Source organism: Flavobacterium myungsuense (assembly GCF_042677265.1).
Lineage (GTDB): Bacteria > Bacteroidota > Bacteroidia > Flavobacteriales > Flavobacteriaceae > Flavobacterium > Flavobacterium myungsuense.
The window spans coordinates 500,478-519,462 of sequence record NZ_JBHTIZ010000005.1 but is presented as its reverse complement, the minus strand read 5'-3'; the positions used below and the strand labels follow the sequence as shown (position 1 = coordinate 519,462).

The 18,985-nt window shown below is 38.0% G+C and carries 5 protein-coding genes; 2 read left to right on the top strand and 3 right to left on the bottom strand.

Features of this window, described 5'->3' with window-relative positions:
- Positions 1–11,732, bottom strand: an 11,732-nt coding sequence (locus ACFQ0S_RS02710) for a hypothetical protein (protein ID WP_379819042.1), incomplete at its 3' end; no start/stop codon positions are given.
- Positions 11,733–12,243: 511 nt separating this feature from the next.
- On the opposite strand from ACFQ0S_RS02710, the gene ACFQ0S_RS02705 reads away from it, so the two are divergent.
- Positions 12,244–12,384, top strand: a complete 141-nt coding sequence (locus ACFQ0S_RS02705) for a hypothetical protein (protein WP_379819041.1) — start codon at positions 12,244–12,246, stop codon at positions 12,382–12,384.
- Between the two features lie 771 nt (positions 12,385–13,155).
- On the opposite strand, the gene ACFQ0S_RS02700 is transcribed toward ACFQ0S_RS02705, so the two are convergent.
- Both ACFQ0S_RS02700 and ACFQ0S_RS02695 read right to left on the bottom strand, forming a co-directional pair.
- Complete coding sequence (locus tag ACFQ0S_RS02700) at positions 13,156–13,731, bottom strand: zeta toxin family protein (protein ID WP_379753028.1); 576 nt, start codon at positions 13,729–13,731, stop codon at positions 13,156–13,158.
- A 393-nt stretch (positions 13,732–14,124) separates the two neighbouring features.
- Positions 14,125–17,790: a leucine--tRNA ligase gene (locus ACFQ0S_RS02695; RefSeq protein WP_379753025.1), complete on the bottom strand. Its 3,666-nt coding sequence runs from the start codon at positions 17,788–17,790 to the stop codon at positions 14,125–14,127.
- Between the two features lie 277 nt (positions 17,791–18,067).
- Here ACFQ0S_RS02695 and ACFQ0S_RS02690 point away from each other — a divergent pair, with 277 nt between their 5' ends.
- Entirely contained in the window at positions 18,068–18,943 is an 876-nt protein-coding gene (locus tag ACFQ0S_RS02690; RefSeq protein WP_379753022.1) for a cell division protein FtsX, read from the top strand.
- Positions 18,944–18,985: the final 42 nt, after the last annotated feature.

Below are 18,985 nucleotides of genomic sequence, written 5' to 3'. Positions count from 1 at the left end.
GTTTGGTTACAAAACCAAGGTGATCTTAACTTAGTAGGTAAAACTGGTGGCTCGTTTGGTGTACGTGCTGTACAGCTAGGTCCGTAAGCTAACCAATTACCACCTATGAAAAGGGCTACTCGGAAACTGTAGTTTTTAGCCCAATTGAATCCACGGTTGGTAGGATGATCAAAAGTAAAAGCTGCTGGATTAAAAGTAAAATTACCGCTTGTAACAACTCTAACAACATTTGCCTCATCTGTTACCTCGAAACGATATTGCGTTGCTCCAGCAACGGGACTACATTGAACAATTTCATTTAGAAAACGAAATGTTTTTCCACAAAAATTATCTCTTATTGAGGTACACAAAGTAACAGACGATGAAACTGAACCTGACTGAGCTTGTGAACAAGAATTTGCATCCTGAACACTCACCAAAGTATAGGTAAATGTTCCTGTTGCTCCAGTAGGAACATTTACAGTTCCGTTAGAAGTTAAATTCGTAAGTGTAGTAGTAACACTATTTATTACACTAGTTCTATTATAAGTAAAAGTAAAGGGAGGAGTTCCTATTACACCTGTAAAAGTTACAGTAGGCTGTGCTAAATTTATACATTGAGTGGTGTTATCTATAGCTATAGTAGCCGTAGGTAACGGATTAACTGTTACTGTTTTACTACTGTTCATAGTAGTAGTACATGAACCGTTATCGGCTACAATACTGTAAACACCAGCCGTACTTTGAACTCCAAAATTCAATGCTGCTCCGGTTCCAGCTATTGGAGAACCTACATCAACTCCATCTAATTTTAATTGATAATTCACTAATAATTGTGAATTGTTAAGCCCTATAGATGGCGCAGTGCTACCAATACAATAAGGACCTCCACCAGTTACGGTATATGCAACAGGAGGCGCACACTCACCAATAAGGAAATCCCCAAAAGTAGTTAATCCTGTAGCTTGAGTAGAGGTTGCTGTTTTAATACCAACTGTTGGATACGTCCATGTTGTTGGATTGTAATTTCCTACTTTAAACGCATCTGTATCAGCGCTATCAAGTACATCAGCAGCATCAAAATTAAATACAGCTGCATAATTTATGTTACCCACACCAACATTCGTTAGGGTGTAGTATCTGTTTACTCTTTTAGTAGAGCTAATAGTAGCAGTACTGATGTTAGGGTGAGCACCATTAGTTTGGTTTACGATTACACTACCTGTTCCTGTTGGGGCAGCAAACGTAAGTGCAACTGGAGTATAAACAGTAGCACTACCTATGTCATAAGTTATGGCTGAAGTACTACTACCTACATAACGTTGCAAGTTTCCGTTTACCCAACCATTTGTTCTTGTAACAGAAGCTGTAGAAGTACCAATGATGGCAAAGCTTCCTGTATTAACCAAACCTTCAGTTAAGGCTAAAGCACCACTAAAAGTTACATCGCCATTTGCAGTTACCCCTCTAGTACCTGAGCTCAATGAATTGTCAATAGTTAAGTTTTTATAATCACTTCTTGACGACAACACTTGCGCAGCAGTACCATTATATTCGATGGTTGATGAAGCCCCTAAAGTAATCGTCATTCCTGTTGGGTTAATAGACGAATCGTTATTGCCAGAGAACCCATGTATGTCAGTAGTGGCAAAAGTACCGTTGATGTTAACCGCAACAGCTGCAGCGGTATCCGCTTGAAGCTCTTGATTGGTAACACTAAACACTGCTGGACCTACTATAGGTAAGCCGGATACAGGGTCATTGGCTGCACTAGCATTTACTGTAAAAGTAGCCCCATTTTTAAAAGTATAATTTCCTGAACCTCCGTTTACATTAGCACCTGAAATCACTACATTGTTGTAAGCAGTATTTACATCTGGTGAAAGAGAACTAAAAATAGGACCTCTCATTCTGTGGGATGCACTATTTCCAGCAAATTCTATTGTTCCGCCTGTCAAAAGGAATCGTCCCATATCAGGAACAGTTCCAGATTTAGACAAAATCAAACGGCTGGTATCGGTCATCGCTAGGATAGTCGTATCATAATCTCCAAAAGTATTATTCTCTGCATTTACAATAGCAGCATCTTTTATAGTCACCGTACCATCGATATTCGCTGTAGCATTCGATAATTTTTTAGTTCCACCATTAGAGAATATTAAATTTTTGTAATCCAATCCACCTCTTAAAGTTTGTTCGGTGCTAGCAGCAGCATTCAACTCTATAGTTGAACCTACGGCAAAGGTACGTGTTGTACCTGTCATACGAGGGAAATTACCTGTAGTAGTAACCACAGCAGAACGGTAAGTACCACTAGCATCAATAGTTAAATCTCCACCACCGCTTAGATTATTAGTGTCACTCTCTACAAAAATCCCTTTTTTAATATGCAACAAAGTGGATGTTTGTGTTGGAACACTTAACGTTAAAGTTAAGGCATTTGTATCCAAATCACAAATAATAGTTTTAGAAGTACTTCCTACTGTAAATATATTTCCAGTAACTTGATTCGCTCTACCAACGTAGTTAAAAGTACATCCGTTTTGTGCAAAAGTTCTAGAATCTAGCAAAACGTTACCACTAGCTGCTGGTGCAGCCATAATACCTCCTGCAGAAGTAATTTTAAGCGTGCTTCCAATTTGACTAGTAAATACAGTAGTTCCTGTAGGACCTCCTGATCTTTCAGTAACATTAAAAGCGGTTGTTGTAGCTCCTGAGAATCCAAAATCTACTGTACCGCCTGTTTTAACGGTAAAGGTACCACCATTACCCAATTCAAGGTCGGCAGCTAATTGTGTGTAAGAACCATTTTCTACAGCAAAAGCAATATTGTTATTTTCGGTAGCAGCAGTAGAACCAACATTTATGGATTGTGTTAAAGCTGCTGTTGAACCATCTCCTGTTCCTGTAAAGTTTACTAGGTTATTAGCAGTTGTAGTAGCATTAGCAAACAATATTGCATTAGTACCAATAGTTAAATCTCCTTTCAAATTCACTGTACTAATGCCACCAGTAGTTCCATTAGTATTAATAATACATCCCGTTGCACCTGATGCAGAAATATTTCCTTCAACAGTAAGCGCCAAAGTACTTGATGCACCGTTAACTAAAGTCAATGTTCTAGCGGATTTATTCTCAAGATTACCTTTTACAGTAAGATTGATAGGTGTTGCAGTTGTTGAAAGTGTGAAATTATTATTATAATCAGTATCAACAATTAAATCACCACCGATTTGAGTTGTTGTAGCACCACCAAATAAGCTATTAGTACTATTGTTGGATATCAATTTCAAATACCCATGAGTTAAATTTTTAGTACTCCATGTCGCATTAGGCATTAAACGTAATGCACCTCCACCTGAATTATCAATTTCTATATTTCCAAAACAAGCAACATAACCTCCTACAGGATTAGTATAAGTTGCAATCTCTGCCTCGGTTTGTATAATATTGTATGTACTAGCCGTATCCGAATTAGTGATTCTAAAAAGGGAATTTGGATAGAACTTCTCTACACCTTGCCAAACAGATGTTGTTCTGGATGGGGTGGTACTATTAGAATTATAAATAAAAACACCGTTATCCCTCACTTCAAAATTTGCAGTTGAAGCAAAAACAACTTGCTTACTCATCAAGAAAGTACCATATTCTTTTACTAAAAGAGTACCTGACGCTTGTATGTTAACTGTACCTGCAGTAGAAGCGGTTTCTAAAGTTCCATAATCATTAACGGTTACGTTTTGTAAATTAACAGTTCCTGTAGCAGTAACATAAGCTCTACCAGTTGCATTGATTACAATACCTGTATAGGTTCCAGTTTGAGCCAACTCAAATGTCCCACCTGCCTCAACAATAATATTAGTTGGAGAAATAGACCCAACTGTGGTAACATAATGATAAACATATACTGGACTTGCTTCATTATTCGATGGTACTCCGTTTGCTCCCGGAGCAGACCATGCGCCACCAGTATATTCAGACCAAACTGATGCTGTTGACCATAAACCATCTGCAACAGATTTCCAGGCACCATTAACAAGGGCATTGATATTAAACGTATTAGAATCAACCGTATTAGTATAAACGCCCGTTGCGCCTGTTGTTCCAGCAGCAGAAAACGTAATACCAGTTTGAGCAGTGCTAAATTGAATACCATTAATAGTAGCCGTTCCTGACACTAAAGAATAATTTGCAGGTAAGCTAGGAGAAACATTTGTTCCATTAGTAGAAAGACTTATGGTAAAATTATAATCCTTGTCCACACTACCATTTACATCTACAGTATTAACAGTGAAAGAACTTAAATTTGTACCTGTAAATCCACTCGATACTGTTCCAAACGCTAGCTTGGTTGCGGTAACTACTAATCTATTGCTCGCGCCAGTAGCGATACTCGCTGCACCACCCGCATTGTTTGCTGCAAATACAGACCTAGAAGCTTGAGCTGTAGCTAAGGTTATAGTTACACCAACATTCTGTTTATCGATAACTGTTGTATTAAAACTAACATAAACACTAAAGGTTCTAGCTCCTGCTGTAGGACCTGAAAAATCTTTATCATTTGCTGTTAAACTTAAGCCAGACCAAGAGACGCTTGAAGCCCCTGGAAGAACACTACCAGTAATAATTGTGGTATTCAAATCATCATATAAAGCAATGTATCGAATATTGGCCGAATTAGTAAGACCTAAAGTAATGGCTTGTAAAGTGGTTTGAACAGTGTCACTATCACTTTGAGTATCGCCACCATCCTGAATAGTAAACTCTGCAATCTTAACTGCACCTGTTATAAATCCTGTTGTACCAGTACTGGTATCAGTAGATTGATACAATCTATAGTCTATATCCGTAGGCTCTGTAAAGGTAGCACTACGAATAATGTTAGAGGTATTAGAAAGAGAAAACGCTCTAGTAACCGTACTTAAGGTTCCAGACTCTGCTAAAGTAGTCGTAAAATTACTTGCAGGAGAAATAGCCACACCTACAGAACCCGAACTAGCAGTGACATTAGCCACAATAAGATAGCTATACGTTGTACTAGCTACTAATGCCGTTTGACCTGTAAGAGTAAAAGCCATACTAGTGGCATAGGGCAAAGAAGCAGTAGAAACTTGTGCATCAGTACCTCCTGTAGTATTAATAATACCATCGCCGTTAAAATCTCTAAAAATTCTAAAACCATTTATACTTCCTGTACTACTTCCAGACCCTGTAACGGTTACAGCCGTAAAATCAGCTGTAGCATTTGGGGTAATAGTAAATCCAGCTATTGGCGCATTATTTGTTCCTTGCGCAATTGCACCTGAAATCTGAGTACTGTATGCCGCAAGAGTCGTTGTTGGTTGCAATAAAGTTCTTACCACATTAGTCATCGAACCGCTTTGAGTAGTAAGGTTCGAGGTAAAAGCACCTGATCCAATTCCAATAGTAACCGAAGCACTTGCTGGCGACGCTACTGTATTCCCCACGATAAGGTAACTATAGGTAGTAGCCGCAACTAAACTTGTTTGAGAACTAAATGTAAAAGCCGTTGAAACAGTTATACTCTGTGACTCAACCGATACTTGCGCATCTGTTCCACCTATAGTATTAATGATGCCATCTCCATTAAAATCTCTAAAAATTCTTACATTCGTTAAATCAGCTGTACCTCCTGAACTAGTTAGTGTTACACCTGTAAAACTTGCAGTAGCATTTGGAGTTACTGTGAACCCTGCCAATACTTGATTGCTACTATTGAAAGGTATTGAGCTTGAAGGCTGAGTACCGTATGACGCAAGCGTCATTTGAGTAGTAATGGTAATACCATTACTAACAGCAGCAGTATAGCCCGCAGAAGGCGTTTCATCTACTGTTATAGTAACACCAGTTCCTGGTGATGAAAACTGCAATCCTGCAAAAGTAATGACCCCAGCAGTAAATTGAGCTGGTGATGGTGTTGTATACGTCATACCAGACCCAGAGGTAGTAATGGTTACTGCTCCTGTATAATTAATATCGGTATTCCCGTTAGCATCTCTAGCTCTAACTACTGGCTGTTGTGCTAGGTTCGTGTTAAGAGCCACAGTAGTTGATGGCTGTGTAGTAAAATCTAATTGTGAAACTACAACCGCAACTCTATTGTTAGTTGATCCTGAATTCACATCGCTAGTTACAAATCCGCTACCTCCATTAAGTAAAAGATTGGTGTTTTGTACTCTAAATACAAATCCATTTCCATCTATAGTAGTTGGTAAACTACCTCCTAAAGCTGATTTTAACCAAACCTTAAGGGTATAATTTTTAGTACCATTATCCGCGACGAATCCTAAATCTCCACTAATATCATTAGATATCCCCGTAAACACTATAGTTGATGCGGTAATGGAACTTGCCGTTAAAGAGGCGGTTCCATCAGTAAGTTCTGCTCCAGCTATCGCTTGAGTCCAATCTGTTATAGTATCTCCTGATACTCCCTTAGTAATAGTAAGCCCACTAATTTTTGTTGCTAATAAATCGGTAGCTGGTGTTGCACCATCATCTGTTACGGTAAACCCAAAACTGTTTCCAGCCTCTGCCTGTGTGTCCACTAATGAAGATATCGGGGTTACTCCTGTTCCAGTTGTAATACTTGATGTTCCTACAACATCTGGTATAACATTACCCGTTATAATAATATTATCTAATCTCAAATCACCAGTACTATTTCCTCCCCAACCATAAATTCGAAAGGTTACACCAGTTGTTGAAATATTTGTAAATCCACTTAATGCAATCGAAGTATTGGCTGAACTAGTAGTAACTGTTACATTTGAAGTTAAATCAGCCGTATAACCATCTAAACTTGAACGTACATTTAAAGTGGTTGCGCCTGCACCTGTTCTAATGCGATCAAAAGCTAAATTTGTTAAACTTAAGGTATAAGTGGAATTAGGCGTAATTGAAACTTCAATGTAACGAGTGGAACTGAAAGCAGTTCCCCAACTTGAACCTCCTACACTATATGAAGTGGCTGAATTAACATTACAGGTTTGACCTGTAACACTGGCATTTGCTGCCGTATGATTCGTAAATGTTCCACTTGCTGCTAATGTTCCAGCTGCACATGCTGTACCATTAAAGGTATAGGTAGCCAATGCAACTGGCGCCAAAGTCACCGTCATTGTAGCTCCTCCCGAAGGTGCAGAATCTACTGAACCGCAAGGAGCAGTACCGCCAACTGTTACTTTATATTTATAACCGCTTGCAGCTGTTGAAGCTGGAGTGGCACTTAGTGAATTTGTTGTTGCACCAGAGTACGTTACACCGCCAGAAGTACCATTAGCTATTACGTTAAAACCAGCGCCTGTATCTACATACCAAGTGTAAGTTGCCGCATTAGTAGCTGTTACCGTGAATGTTGCAGGGCTTCCTGCATTTACAGATACATCAGCAAGCGTACCTGAAGTTATCGCAGGTGTTATGTTACGTGTTACAGTAACATCTGCCGTAGAAGTACAAGCTCCATTGGTTACTGTCCATCTAAACACATTGGCACCAGCACCCAAGCCCGTAACTCCTGAATTTATGGCTGATGCAGTGGTCACAGAACCTCCTCCACTCACAACAGACCATGCGCCTGTTCCCGTAGTAGGGGTAGTAGCACCAAGAGTAGCAGTAGTAGCATCACATACAGATTGATTACTACCTGCATTTGCAGTACTTGCCGCAGCACTACTAGTAACCGTTACTTCACTAGTAGAATCAGTACAACCAGCCGTTGAAACGGTCCATCTAAACACACTAGAAGCACCAACGGTTAATCCTGTAACTCCCGAAGTTCTTAAAGAAGGAGTAGTTACCAAACCTGTACCACTAACTACAGTCCAAGCTCCAGTACCATTGGTTGGGGCTGTTGCATTTAGTGAAGCTGTTGTAGCATTACATACAGTGATTGGAGTAGTACCAGCATCAGCAATTGATGGCGAATTATTTCGTGTAATAGTAACCGAATTTGCCGATGTACATGCGCCATTAGTAATAGTCCATGTGAAAACATTTGCTCCTACAACCAATCCTGTAACTCCTGAGTTGAAAGCCGTAGGCGAAGTAATAGTAGCTGCAGTATTTACCGTCCATAACCCTGTTTGAGGTGAAGGATCATTTCCTGCTAGTGTAGCTGTAGCCCCACAAACCGATTGAGCTGTTCCAGGAACAGAAACCGTTGCAGCAGCGCTGCTAGTAACCGTTACATCACTAGTAAAATCGGTACAACCAGAAGTTGAAACGGTCCATCTAAATACACTAGAAGCTCCTACAGTTAATCCTGTAACTCCTGAAGTTCGTAATGAAGGTGTCGTTACTGAACCTGTACCACTGACAACCGACCATGCACCAGTACCATTGCTTGGTGCTGTTGCATTTAAAGAAGCTGTTGTAGCGTTACACACAGTAACTGTGGTACCAGCATTAGCATTTGATGGCGGTGCTGATATGGTAAACGCTGTACCATTGTCTGAACCATAGGTAGCAGGCGTATCATTAATTACTCTCACCTTATAACCCGTACCTGCTGCTATACCAGAAGGAATCGTAGCACTTATAGGCGAAGTTCCTGAACCAATAATAGTCGGTCCTGTAAAAGTATTAGTAAAGTTACCCGACGCATCTGATATCTGAGCATAGAACGTTCCAGTGTAGGAGCCCGTAGAGCTATAAGCAATGCTAATACTATTACTAGAACTATTACAATAAGGACCATAGGTATTTGCTGTAGTAGTAATTGTTGTAGCACCCGCAGTTGTTGCCTGACTTGCAGGATTACCTGTGGCTGTTGCCGTTTGATAGGTTCTATCAGTGGTACAATATTCATATATTCTAAAATGGTAAGTTGTAGAAGCACTAAGACCTCCTATAGTAATAGGAGTAGCGCCACTAGCAGTACCATTAAAAACTACTTGCTGTCCTGAACCCCCATAGGTCAAGTTCGCAGATGGAGTAGAACCATCAGTAGGGGCAGTAAAACTGTTAGAAGTATTCATTATAATCACTCTACCCGCACCGTTACCATCGGTCCATCCTAAGTCTAAACCTCCTGAACCAATATTACTAAACGTAAGACTTGAAGCCTGAGTTGACGGAGCTGTACAAGCTGCTGCTGCCTTAGTAGCCAAAACAAAATATCCTAAACTTGTTACAAGATCAGAATTATTAACAGAAGGAGTACTAGCAGTACCATTTAAATTTGCATATGCCCCTGCTAATGTTGTTGCATTTTGTCCAATAGCATCAAGCGTACTTAAAGCGGCTTGTCTTGTTAATGAAACTTTACCACTTGTAAAATTACCACTCACTACAGTTCCCTGCCAATATTCAGCAGCACTGATGGCAGACAAACCTGTACCTGCTGATCCACCACTTGAAGTATTGGTTGCTTCAAAAGATATAACAGGAGTACTTGCACCAGATGTAACTGTATTAAGTGTTACCGGAAAATATATTCCGCCTTTACCAATTGGGAAAATATATGCATTAGAAGAAGAAGATAAGGATGCCGGTAAAGTTCTACTCAAGGGCCCACTAACATAATTTAAACTACTTTGTCCTGTAATTGCAGCAACAGCTGTATTGGTAACCGATAGAGTATTAGTGGACGAAGTTGTTAATACACCTCCAAGAGTCAACGTACCTGACATAGAAACAACTCTATTTAAGGTAACAGCTGCAGCAGTAGTAATATTTCCAGGATTTCCAAAACTTCCAGGAGTTCCGGTAAACGGAGTTGTAGTTACACCACTAAAAGTATAATTTGTGCCTGCAGCATAGGTCTCACTGGCGTCTGTCATCGTCATAGCAGTAGCCAAACCTCCAGTGTTACTAGTAAGTAATGAAGGAGCAGTTGAAGCGTATGTTATTGAATTTGTTCCTGCAACAGTAGGAACTTGATTTATTGTAACAGAAGTATTGGCAACAAAAGATACAACATAGCTATTTGCTGGAATACCAGTCCCCGAAACAGACATACCCACCACTATACCTGCTGTGCTAGCAACTCCAGTTATGGTGAAGGAATTTGTAGCAGTTGTACCATTTACAGAAGTAGAGTTAGCCGCAACAGTTGTAAGAGCAGTAACTGCAACGGTACCAAGAGTTTGCGTTCCTAAATTAAGAGAACCCAACACATTCACTGCGGCCATACCAGTATAGGTATTACTAAAAGTAGTTGTACTACCGGTACCTACCACAATATTTGATAAAGCATTCCAAGTAATAGGACCACTCACTGTTTGAGTACCTCCATTAAGCAATGTAGTATTCCCACCAGTTTGAGTATAGGCACCTGATGCATTTGTCGTTAAATTACCACTTATAGAAACAGTATTTGTAGCTGCAGCAAAAGTAGCGCCATTGGATATATTTAAATTACCATTAATAAATACGGGCGTATTACAAGTTACTGTGGGCGTACTTGTGGCATTAACAGTTACATTAGACAACCTTGAAGTAGTACCAGCAGCTACACCAATCTTGAAAGCAGCACCCGTACCGGATACAGTCGCCGCATTCCCAAATTGAAACGTACCTCCACTTATACTAACTACAGGAGCAGACATTCTCACATCAACAGTACTTGCTGCCTTTGCAAAAACAATAGTACCACCACTCATTGTAAAAGAAGAAGTTAAACCCGTTGCAGGAATATCAAAACTCGCAACACTACCACTTGCATTTGGTTGAGCAGCTGAACCCATAGCGGTAGTAAAAGTACCTGAAGACATAGTAAATGTAATACTATTGGCTGCAGAAGCATTTGCAAAACGAGCGGCTACATTCATAGCTCCACCTTCCATCGTAAATATAGAACCAGGACCGTAAGTCATGGAATTATTAGTCGTCCCTACATTATACGTTCCTGCAGTGACTCTTAGAAGACCATTTAAAACAGGGCTACCAGCTGCACCAGTAACTGTCATATTAGGGTTATTCAGCCACACCCCTAATGTTGTAGGAATGGTATACACTGCTACGGTGAATAATGTGGTTGACCACGTATTTGTTCCAGAAAATTTAATTATTCCGTTACCCGTCGCAGAAACCAATAATCCCGAAACATCCGCTGTACTGCCACTTACTGAAAATGCAGATGTGCTTATGTCTAAAACAGGACTTGAATTCGTTACAGTACCTGTACCCTTGTTCATGGTTATAGACCAAATATCAGTAGTACCACCAGTACCTGAAAAGGTATTATTAGCTGCGCCATTAAAAGTAATAACAGCTGCTGCTGTATTAGTATTGGTTGAAAAATCAAGAGTCCCATTATTAGTTAAGTTTGTACCAACACTTAAATTGTGCGTGATAACAGTACCTGTTGCAGCACTCCTAAAAATACCTCCTGAGGCAATAGTTACACTACCGGTAATCGTAAGTGTTCTAGCAGTTGTAGTTTCAAACTGCAAAATACCACTCGTTCCTCCACCCACAGTCAAACTCGCACTTGCGACTGCTGGGGTAACGTTTATTGTAATGGTATGACCATTTAAAATAGTAACATTTCCTGTCTCGCCAGTGACTCCTGGATATACCCCACTAGTGGCTGCAACCCATGCGCTTCCGTTGTAACGTTCCCAAGATGTGTTTATACCCCAGTTACCTGTAGCTACTAAAGACCTAAAATCTCCAGTCGCTTGAGCAAAAGTTGTTTCAGCGCTCAAAAGCAATAAGGTTAAAATTGCGAACACCCATTTGATTGATTTGCTTTTTGTGGTATAAAAAGCTTGAGTAAAATTCTTCATAAAAAAGGATTTAATTAGAAAACATTTTTGGTTTAAATCTAAAATAATAAATATATAGTGAGAGGTGTTTGCACACTTCTTAGTATAATACAGGTTAAAAAAATTTAGGGGGACTACAAACTTACTTTAAAAAATGACTTCCGCAAAGATTTTTTGTAAAAAATGCAAAAATTGTTAATAAAAAGCCATTTCCGTTATAAATAGTATTACATTTTAGCTATTTCTGTGCAATTATTTTCTTTAAAAAATACATGGTGTTATACAAAAACAATACACCTTACGCCTACTTTTAGCTCATAAATGATGTAATTTCCCCAAAAATTACAAACCAAATTTACACTGATTGAGGTGAGTCAAGATGAAACGAATGTTAAATTTTCGTGGTCTTTGCGTTAAGTTGCCGTTGGTCGGTATTTTGTGTTTTTGGACGATAAATGACAGAAATGGTGTTGTAGGAAAAGTTGGGGTTTGAGGGTTAAAGATTGCAGATTGAGGATTTGGGAATTGGGAATTGAGATTGAGGAATTGGGATTTAGGATTTGGGATTGAGGAGTTGGGATTGAGGAGTTGGGAATTGGGAATTGAGATTACTATTGCCATTGAAATTGACATTGAAATTGACATTGAAATTAATTCTTTTTTAACCACATAGACCTATCTGCCGACAGGCAGGAACATAGAGGTATAGCATGCAAGAAAGACACTTCGCTTGGTTTTAGAAAACAGAGTGGTTGTGGATTGAACTTCTAACCCCTAACTTATAACCTCTAACTTCTGATTTGAGAATTGGGAATTGAGATTACTATTGACATTGAAATTGCCATTGAAATTGACATTGAAATTGCCATTGAAATTAATTCTTTTTTAACCACATAGACCTATCTGCCGACAGGCAGGAACATAGATGTAAAGCATGCAAGAAAGACGCTTCGCTTGGTTTTAGAAAACAGATTGGTTGTGGATTGAACTTCTAACCCCTAACTTATAACCTCTAACTTCTGATTTGAGAATTGGGAATTGAGATTGAGGAATTGGGATTGAGGAATTGGGATTGAGGAGTTGGGAATTGGGATTTGAGATTGAGGAATTGAGATTACTATTGACATTGAAATTGACATTGAAATTGCCATTGAAATTAATTCTTTTTTAACCACATAGACCTATCTGCCGACAGGCAGGAACATAGATGTAAAGCATGCAAGAAAGACGCTTCGCTTGGTTTAAGAAAACAGAGTGGTTGTGGGTTGAACTTTTAACATCCCTCCCGACACTTCGCTTACTTATAATTTGATTTTAACAATTTTATTATTTCTAATAATGACAAGTTCACTTTTATGTTCTTTTTTAAAAAGAAGCATTTTTTCATATGCTTTTTCTAGACCTTTCACTATTTTATTTCGGATTTCTATTTTAGCCTCTGGAGTCATATGTTATTTTTTAGTTCGTTAAATTTTGTTTCGTTTAGAATATATAATTCCTCGCTTGCGGATATTTCTGCAATTAGCTCATGTTTTCCTTCAGAATTATCAAAAAGCAATGCTTGATCAACAATAGAAAGATAAATTTCAAATAAGTTTTTAATACCTTTATAGTATCGTCTTTCTATTATATCTTCTGGAATATTGTGGCCTCCTTCAAGCACTCTAGTTTTTACTCTTTCTTTAGCTAATTCTGTATTTTTAAGCCAAAAAAAGAGTAGTGTCACATTGTAATTCTTCTCTTTAGCTTCAAGGATTCTGTTTTTATAACTTCTAGTTGCAAGTGTAGTTTCAAATGCAAAATTTTCATTTTGTGAGAGTAATTCGGTAATTCTATGAAGCATTATTCTTCCCGCTTCAAATGAAACTTTTTCAGGCTGAAATGGAGAAAGTCCTTTTGCAATTTCGTCAGCATTGACAAACTCTTTACAATCTAAAATTTCAGGCAAAATAGTAAAAGAAGCTGTTGTTTTTCCTGCTCCATTACATCCTGCAATGATGTATAAATTCTTTTGCTTCATGGTGCAAATATAACTAAATTAGTTTTTCGTGATTCATTTTCAACTTTCAGTTATAAAATTTAAACTTTCTACTCTAATATTTTCCCACTCCATCGTGTCATGCTAACACAGGAAGCATCTCATCCATCGCAGAGGTTCAGTAATTGCTCACGGACAAAACAGATTTTCGATTTGAATATTGAAATTGGTATTGCCATAGATTTTTTAACCACTTAAACCTGTCTGCCGACAGGCAGGAACATAGAGGTATAGCATGCAAGAAAGACGCTTCGCTTGGTTTTAGAAAACAGAGTGGTTGTTGATTGAACTTATAACTTCTAACCCCTAACCTATAACTTCTAACCCCTAACTATCAATTATTAAATGGCAAATCGCTTTACGGCACAAAGCCAACTACCCCACCAAATTAATCACTTTCCCTGGAACGATAATTACTTTTTTAGGTGCATTTCCTGCTAATTGCTTGATGGTTCTATCATCTTTCATGATGATTTCTTCAATTTGAGCTGGAGTTAAATCTAAGGGCAACTCGATGGTGAAACGCATTTTTCCATTGAAAGAAACCGGATACTCCTTGCTGCTTTCTACCAAATGTTTCTCCTCTAATACTGGGAAATCAACCGTAGCAATTGAACCCGAATGGCCTAATTGACTCCACAACTCCTCAGCAATGTGTGGAGCATAAGGCGAAATCAAAATGGCTAAGGGTTCTAAAATAGCTCGAGAATGACAATTTTGAGCCGACAATTCATTCACGCAAATCATAAACTGTGAAACTGAAGTGTTGAAAGAAAATCCTTCGATATCTTCTGCTACTTTTTTGATGGTTTTATGTAAGGATTTTAGGTTGTCTTTAGATGGTTCTGTGTCATTTACGATTAAACCATTGTCATCAAAATACAAACGCCATAATTTTTTCAAGAAACCAAAAACTCCCGAAATTCCTGCTGTATTCCAAGGTTTTGCTTGTTCTAAGGGTCCTAAAAACATTTCGTATAAACGCAAAGTATCGGCTCCGTATTCGTTACAAATATCATCTGGAGTAACTACATTGTATTTGGATTTGGACATTTTTTCGATTTCGCGACTGACAAGGAATTTACCATTTTCCTCGGTGACAAATTCGGCATTTAAATCTCCTACCCTATTTCTAAACTTTTTAATATCTAATTCGTCTGATACATTTACAAAATTAACATCTGTATGAATTCTTTGAAAATCAGAATGAAATATATCAATTTCAAAATATTGATCTTTATGCATGCCTTTATTTAAATCAGTCAGATAATTAAAGATGTTTTGGCTTGGTATAAATTCAGACTTATACTTATCGCTTAAAACCAAAATTGCTATAGCTCGATATTGTAAATCGGCAATCTCTTTTATTTTTTCTTCAATTAAATCATTAAATAATTCCGAATCATGTTCCTTTTCAAGTGTTTCTATATCAATACCTTTAAGCTTATCTTTTGAAATATAAATAGTATAACTAAAAACTTGATCGTCATCCAAAATCAAATCCCCAAATTCATCAAATGCTTTAATTTTATAAAGACATTTTTTTCTATAAACAAAAGCACTCATCCCCAAAATCATTCCCTGATTAATCAGTTTTTTAAAGGGTTCTTCAGTAGGTGCAAAACCCTTATCTTTCAAGAATTTATTCCAAAAACGAGAATATAATAAATGTCCGGTTGCGTGTTCGCTTCCGCCAATGTATAAATCTACGCTTTCCCAATATTTCAGGGCTTCCTTGCCAGCAAATTCTCCTTCATTGTGCGCATCCATATACCGCATCCAATACCAAGAACTTCCTGCCCAACCTGGCATAGTGTTCAATTCTAATGGAAATATGGTCACATTATCAACCAAATTCGTTTCAACTACTTTATTCTTTACACTGTCCCAAGCCCAAACTGTCGCGTTTCCTAATGGCGGTAATCCGTCTTCGGTTGGTAAGTATTTTTCCACTTCTGGCAAGATGATTGGCAAATGTTTCGCGTCTATCATTTGTGGTAAGCCATTCACATAATATACCGGAAAGGGTTCGCCCCAATAGCGTTGACGAGAAAAAACCGCATCACGCAAACGATAATTGATTTTGCCTTTTCCTTGTCCTATTTTCTCTAATTCAGCAATTACTTTTTTAGTTGCTTCTTTGTAGTTCAGTCCATTCAAGAAATCAGAATTGGCAATAATCACATTGTCTTTAGAGCTAAATGCTTCTTTTGAAATATCGGCATTAGCAAAAATATTCTTGATCTCAGGCATACCTCCCGAAGTCTCGGGATTGTCTTTAAAGAAATTAGCAAAAGCGTAATCTCGTTCATCACCACAAGGAACTGCCATAACAGCACCCGTTCCGTAACCTGCAAGCACATAATCTCCAATCCAAACCGGAATTGGTTCTTTAGTAAACGGATGCTCAGCATACGCTCCTGTGAAAACCCCTGAAATGGTTTTTACATCTGCCATACGCTCTCTTTCGGAACGTTTTGCTGTTTTTTCGATATAGGCTTCAACAGCTGCTTTTTGTTCTGGAGTGGTAATTTCAGACACCAATTCGTGTTCTGGAGCCAATGTCATGAAAGTGACTCCAAAAATGGTGTCGGGACGGGTGGTAAATACTTCTATATACCTCACCCCCAACCCCTCTCCAGTGGAGAGGGGAGCGAGACCTTCGTTATCTTTATAAGAATTTCGCGAGCTTAATTCTTCTTTTATCTTTACTAAAACAGATTTAATATTGTTTAAAACTTCTTCATTATTAAAGCGGATTACCTTAAAAAGATGTTTTTGCTCTAATTCTAAAGTTCGTAGTTCATCTAATTCAATTTGTTCACTTGTATCGTGATAACCTCCGTCAACTTCAATAATTAATTTCTTTTCAAGACAAACAAAATCAACAATAAAATTTCCAATATAATGCTGTCTTCTAATTTTAAATCCTAGATTAGAGTTCCTGACTTCTTGCCAAAGTGCATCTTCGGCCTCAGTTGGATTCTTGCGATTTTCCCTTGCATTCTCAACCATTTGTTTAGCAATAGAACCATTAGCTGTCATATATCCTTTTTGAACAGCTTGGCTCCCCTCTCCGCTGGAGAGGGGCTGGGGGTGAGGTTTTATAGCAAACGAAACCATTGCCCCTACTGATTTTCCAATCCAGTTTCTTTGGCTTTCTTTGATGCTTTCGCTCCAATCAATATTATTCAAACCTTGCAACAAACGTTCTGCATAAGCAGAAATTCGCATGCTCCATTGGGTCATTTTCTTGCGAACAACTGGGAAGCCTCCGCGTTCTGAAACGCCATTTACAATTTCGTCATTCGCCAAAACCGTTCCTAAGCCCGGACACCAATTCACTTCGGTTTCAGCTAAATAAGTCAATCTATATTGTAAAAGTATTTTTTGTTGTTGTTCTGAAGAAAATGCCTTCCATTCGCTTGACGAAAAAACGGGGATGTTATCATCGCAAACAGCGTTTACATTTGCATTTCCTTCGCTTTCGAAAAGAGCAATCAGAGTTTCTATACCTTCGGCTTTATCAGATTTTTTATTGTACCAAGAATTGAATAATTGGATAAAAATCCACTGGGTGTGTTTGTAATAATCAGGATTGGAAGTGCGCACTTCACGGCTCCAATCGAACGAAAAACCAATTTTATCCAATTGCTTTCTATACCCTGCTATTTGTTTTCCTTCTTTGTCTACTCCACCATCAATATTTACTGAAGTGGTATCTTCCGGACGTTGACCTGTTTGAATAGCATATTGCTCCGCTGGCAATCCAAAACTGTCGTAACCCATTGGGTGCAGGACATTGAATCCGCGATGTCTTTTGTATCGCGCATACACATCTGATGCGATATATCCTAATGGATGCCCAACGTGCAAGCCTGCTCCAGAGGGATAAGGAAACATATCCAAAACATAATATTTTGGTTTATCCTCCCCCAGCCCCTCCGAAGGAGGGGAGCTAGGATTATGTGCAGCAAAAGTTTGATTTTCTGCCCAATGTTTTTGCCACTTAGCTTCTATTTCGTTCGGATTGTATTTCATTCGTGCCTTGTTTATTGTTTTTTAAAGGTCTCATGCTTTCACTTTAGCTCAAGTCATTCCTATTATTTATATTATTTTTAAATGGAGTTATGCTGTTGCATGCTCAAGTCATTTTTAGGTATCTATATTAACCCTTTCATGGTTTTGAACCCTGAAAGGGTTTTAAAAAAATTCAGGAGCAAATTTACGTTTATTGTACTAAAGTCAAAACTTTAAACGTTATAAACTATAATTAAAGAAATTCTTTATTATTTTTACCACATAATTTAAATTTATTATGAGTACCTCTTTCGAAAAATTTCAAAAACGCAGACTAATATCCTCTTATTTTTCGGTGGTGTTAAGTGTATTTCTAGTTCTATTCCTTTTGGGCCTACTCGGATTATTTGTGGTAAATTCAAAAAAACTTTCTGACGACTTTAAAGAAGAAATTGCTATGACTGTTTTCTTCAAAAATGAAGCCAATGATAGTGTTATGAATGCTTTTCACGAGGAGCTAAAAGCGGCAAAATTTGTAAAATCGATTGAATATGTTACCAAAGAAAAAGCTGCCAAACAACATACTGATATTATTGGCGAAGATTTTATGACTTTTTTAGGTGCAAATCCTTTACAAAACTCTTTTGACATACATTTGAAAGCTGATTATATAGATACTGAAAATATCCGAAAAATTGAAAGTCAATTTAGAGTCAACGAAATGGTTTCTGACATTGTATATGACAAGCAATTGATAAGTTTAGTAAACGATAATATCAAGAAAGTAAGTATGTGGATTTTGATTATTAGCGCTATCTTAGCTTTTATAGCCGTAATTTTAATAAATAGCTCTATGCGTTTGTCCATTTATGCCAATCGGTTTATCATTAAAACCATGCAAATGGTAGGAGCAACAAAATCATTTATCAGAAAACCATTTATAATGCGAAGTATAAAACTTGGTTTGATGGGTTCTGTTTTAGCCGTTTTAGCATTAATTGGTGTACTTGCCTACCTAGAGACAAGTTTCCCAAATTTAGGAATACTTGAACAGCCATTATTTATAGGCGCGGTATTGCTTGGCGTACTTATACTAGGTATTTTAATTACTTGGTTGAGTACCTTTTTTGCTACGCAACGCTATTTGAATTTGAGAACTGACGATTTATATTAAAAAACAAATTGATAAAAGACGATTATCTTACAGACGAATAGA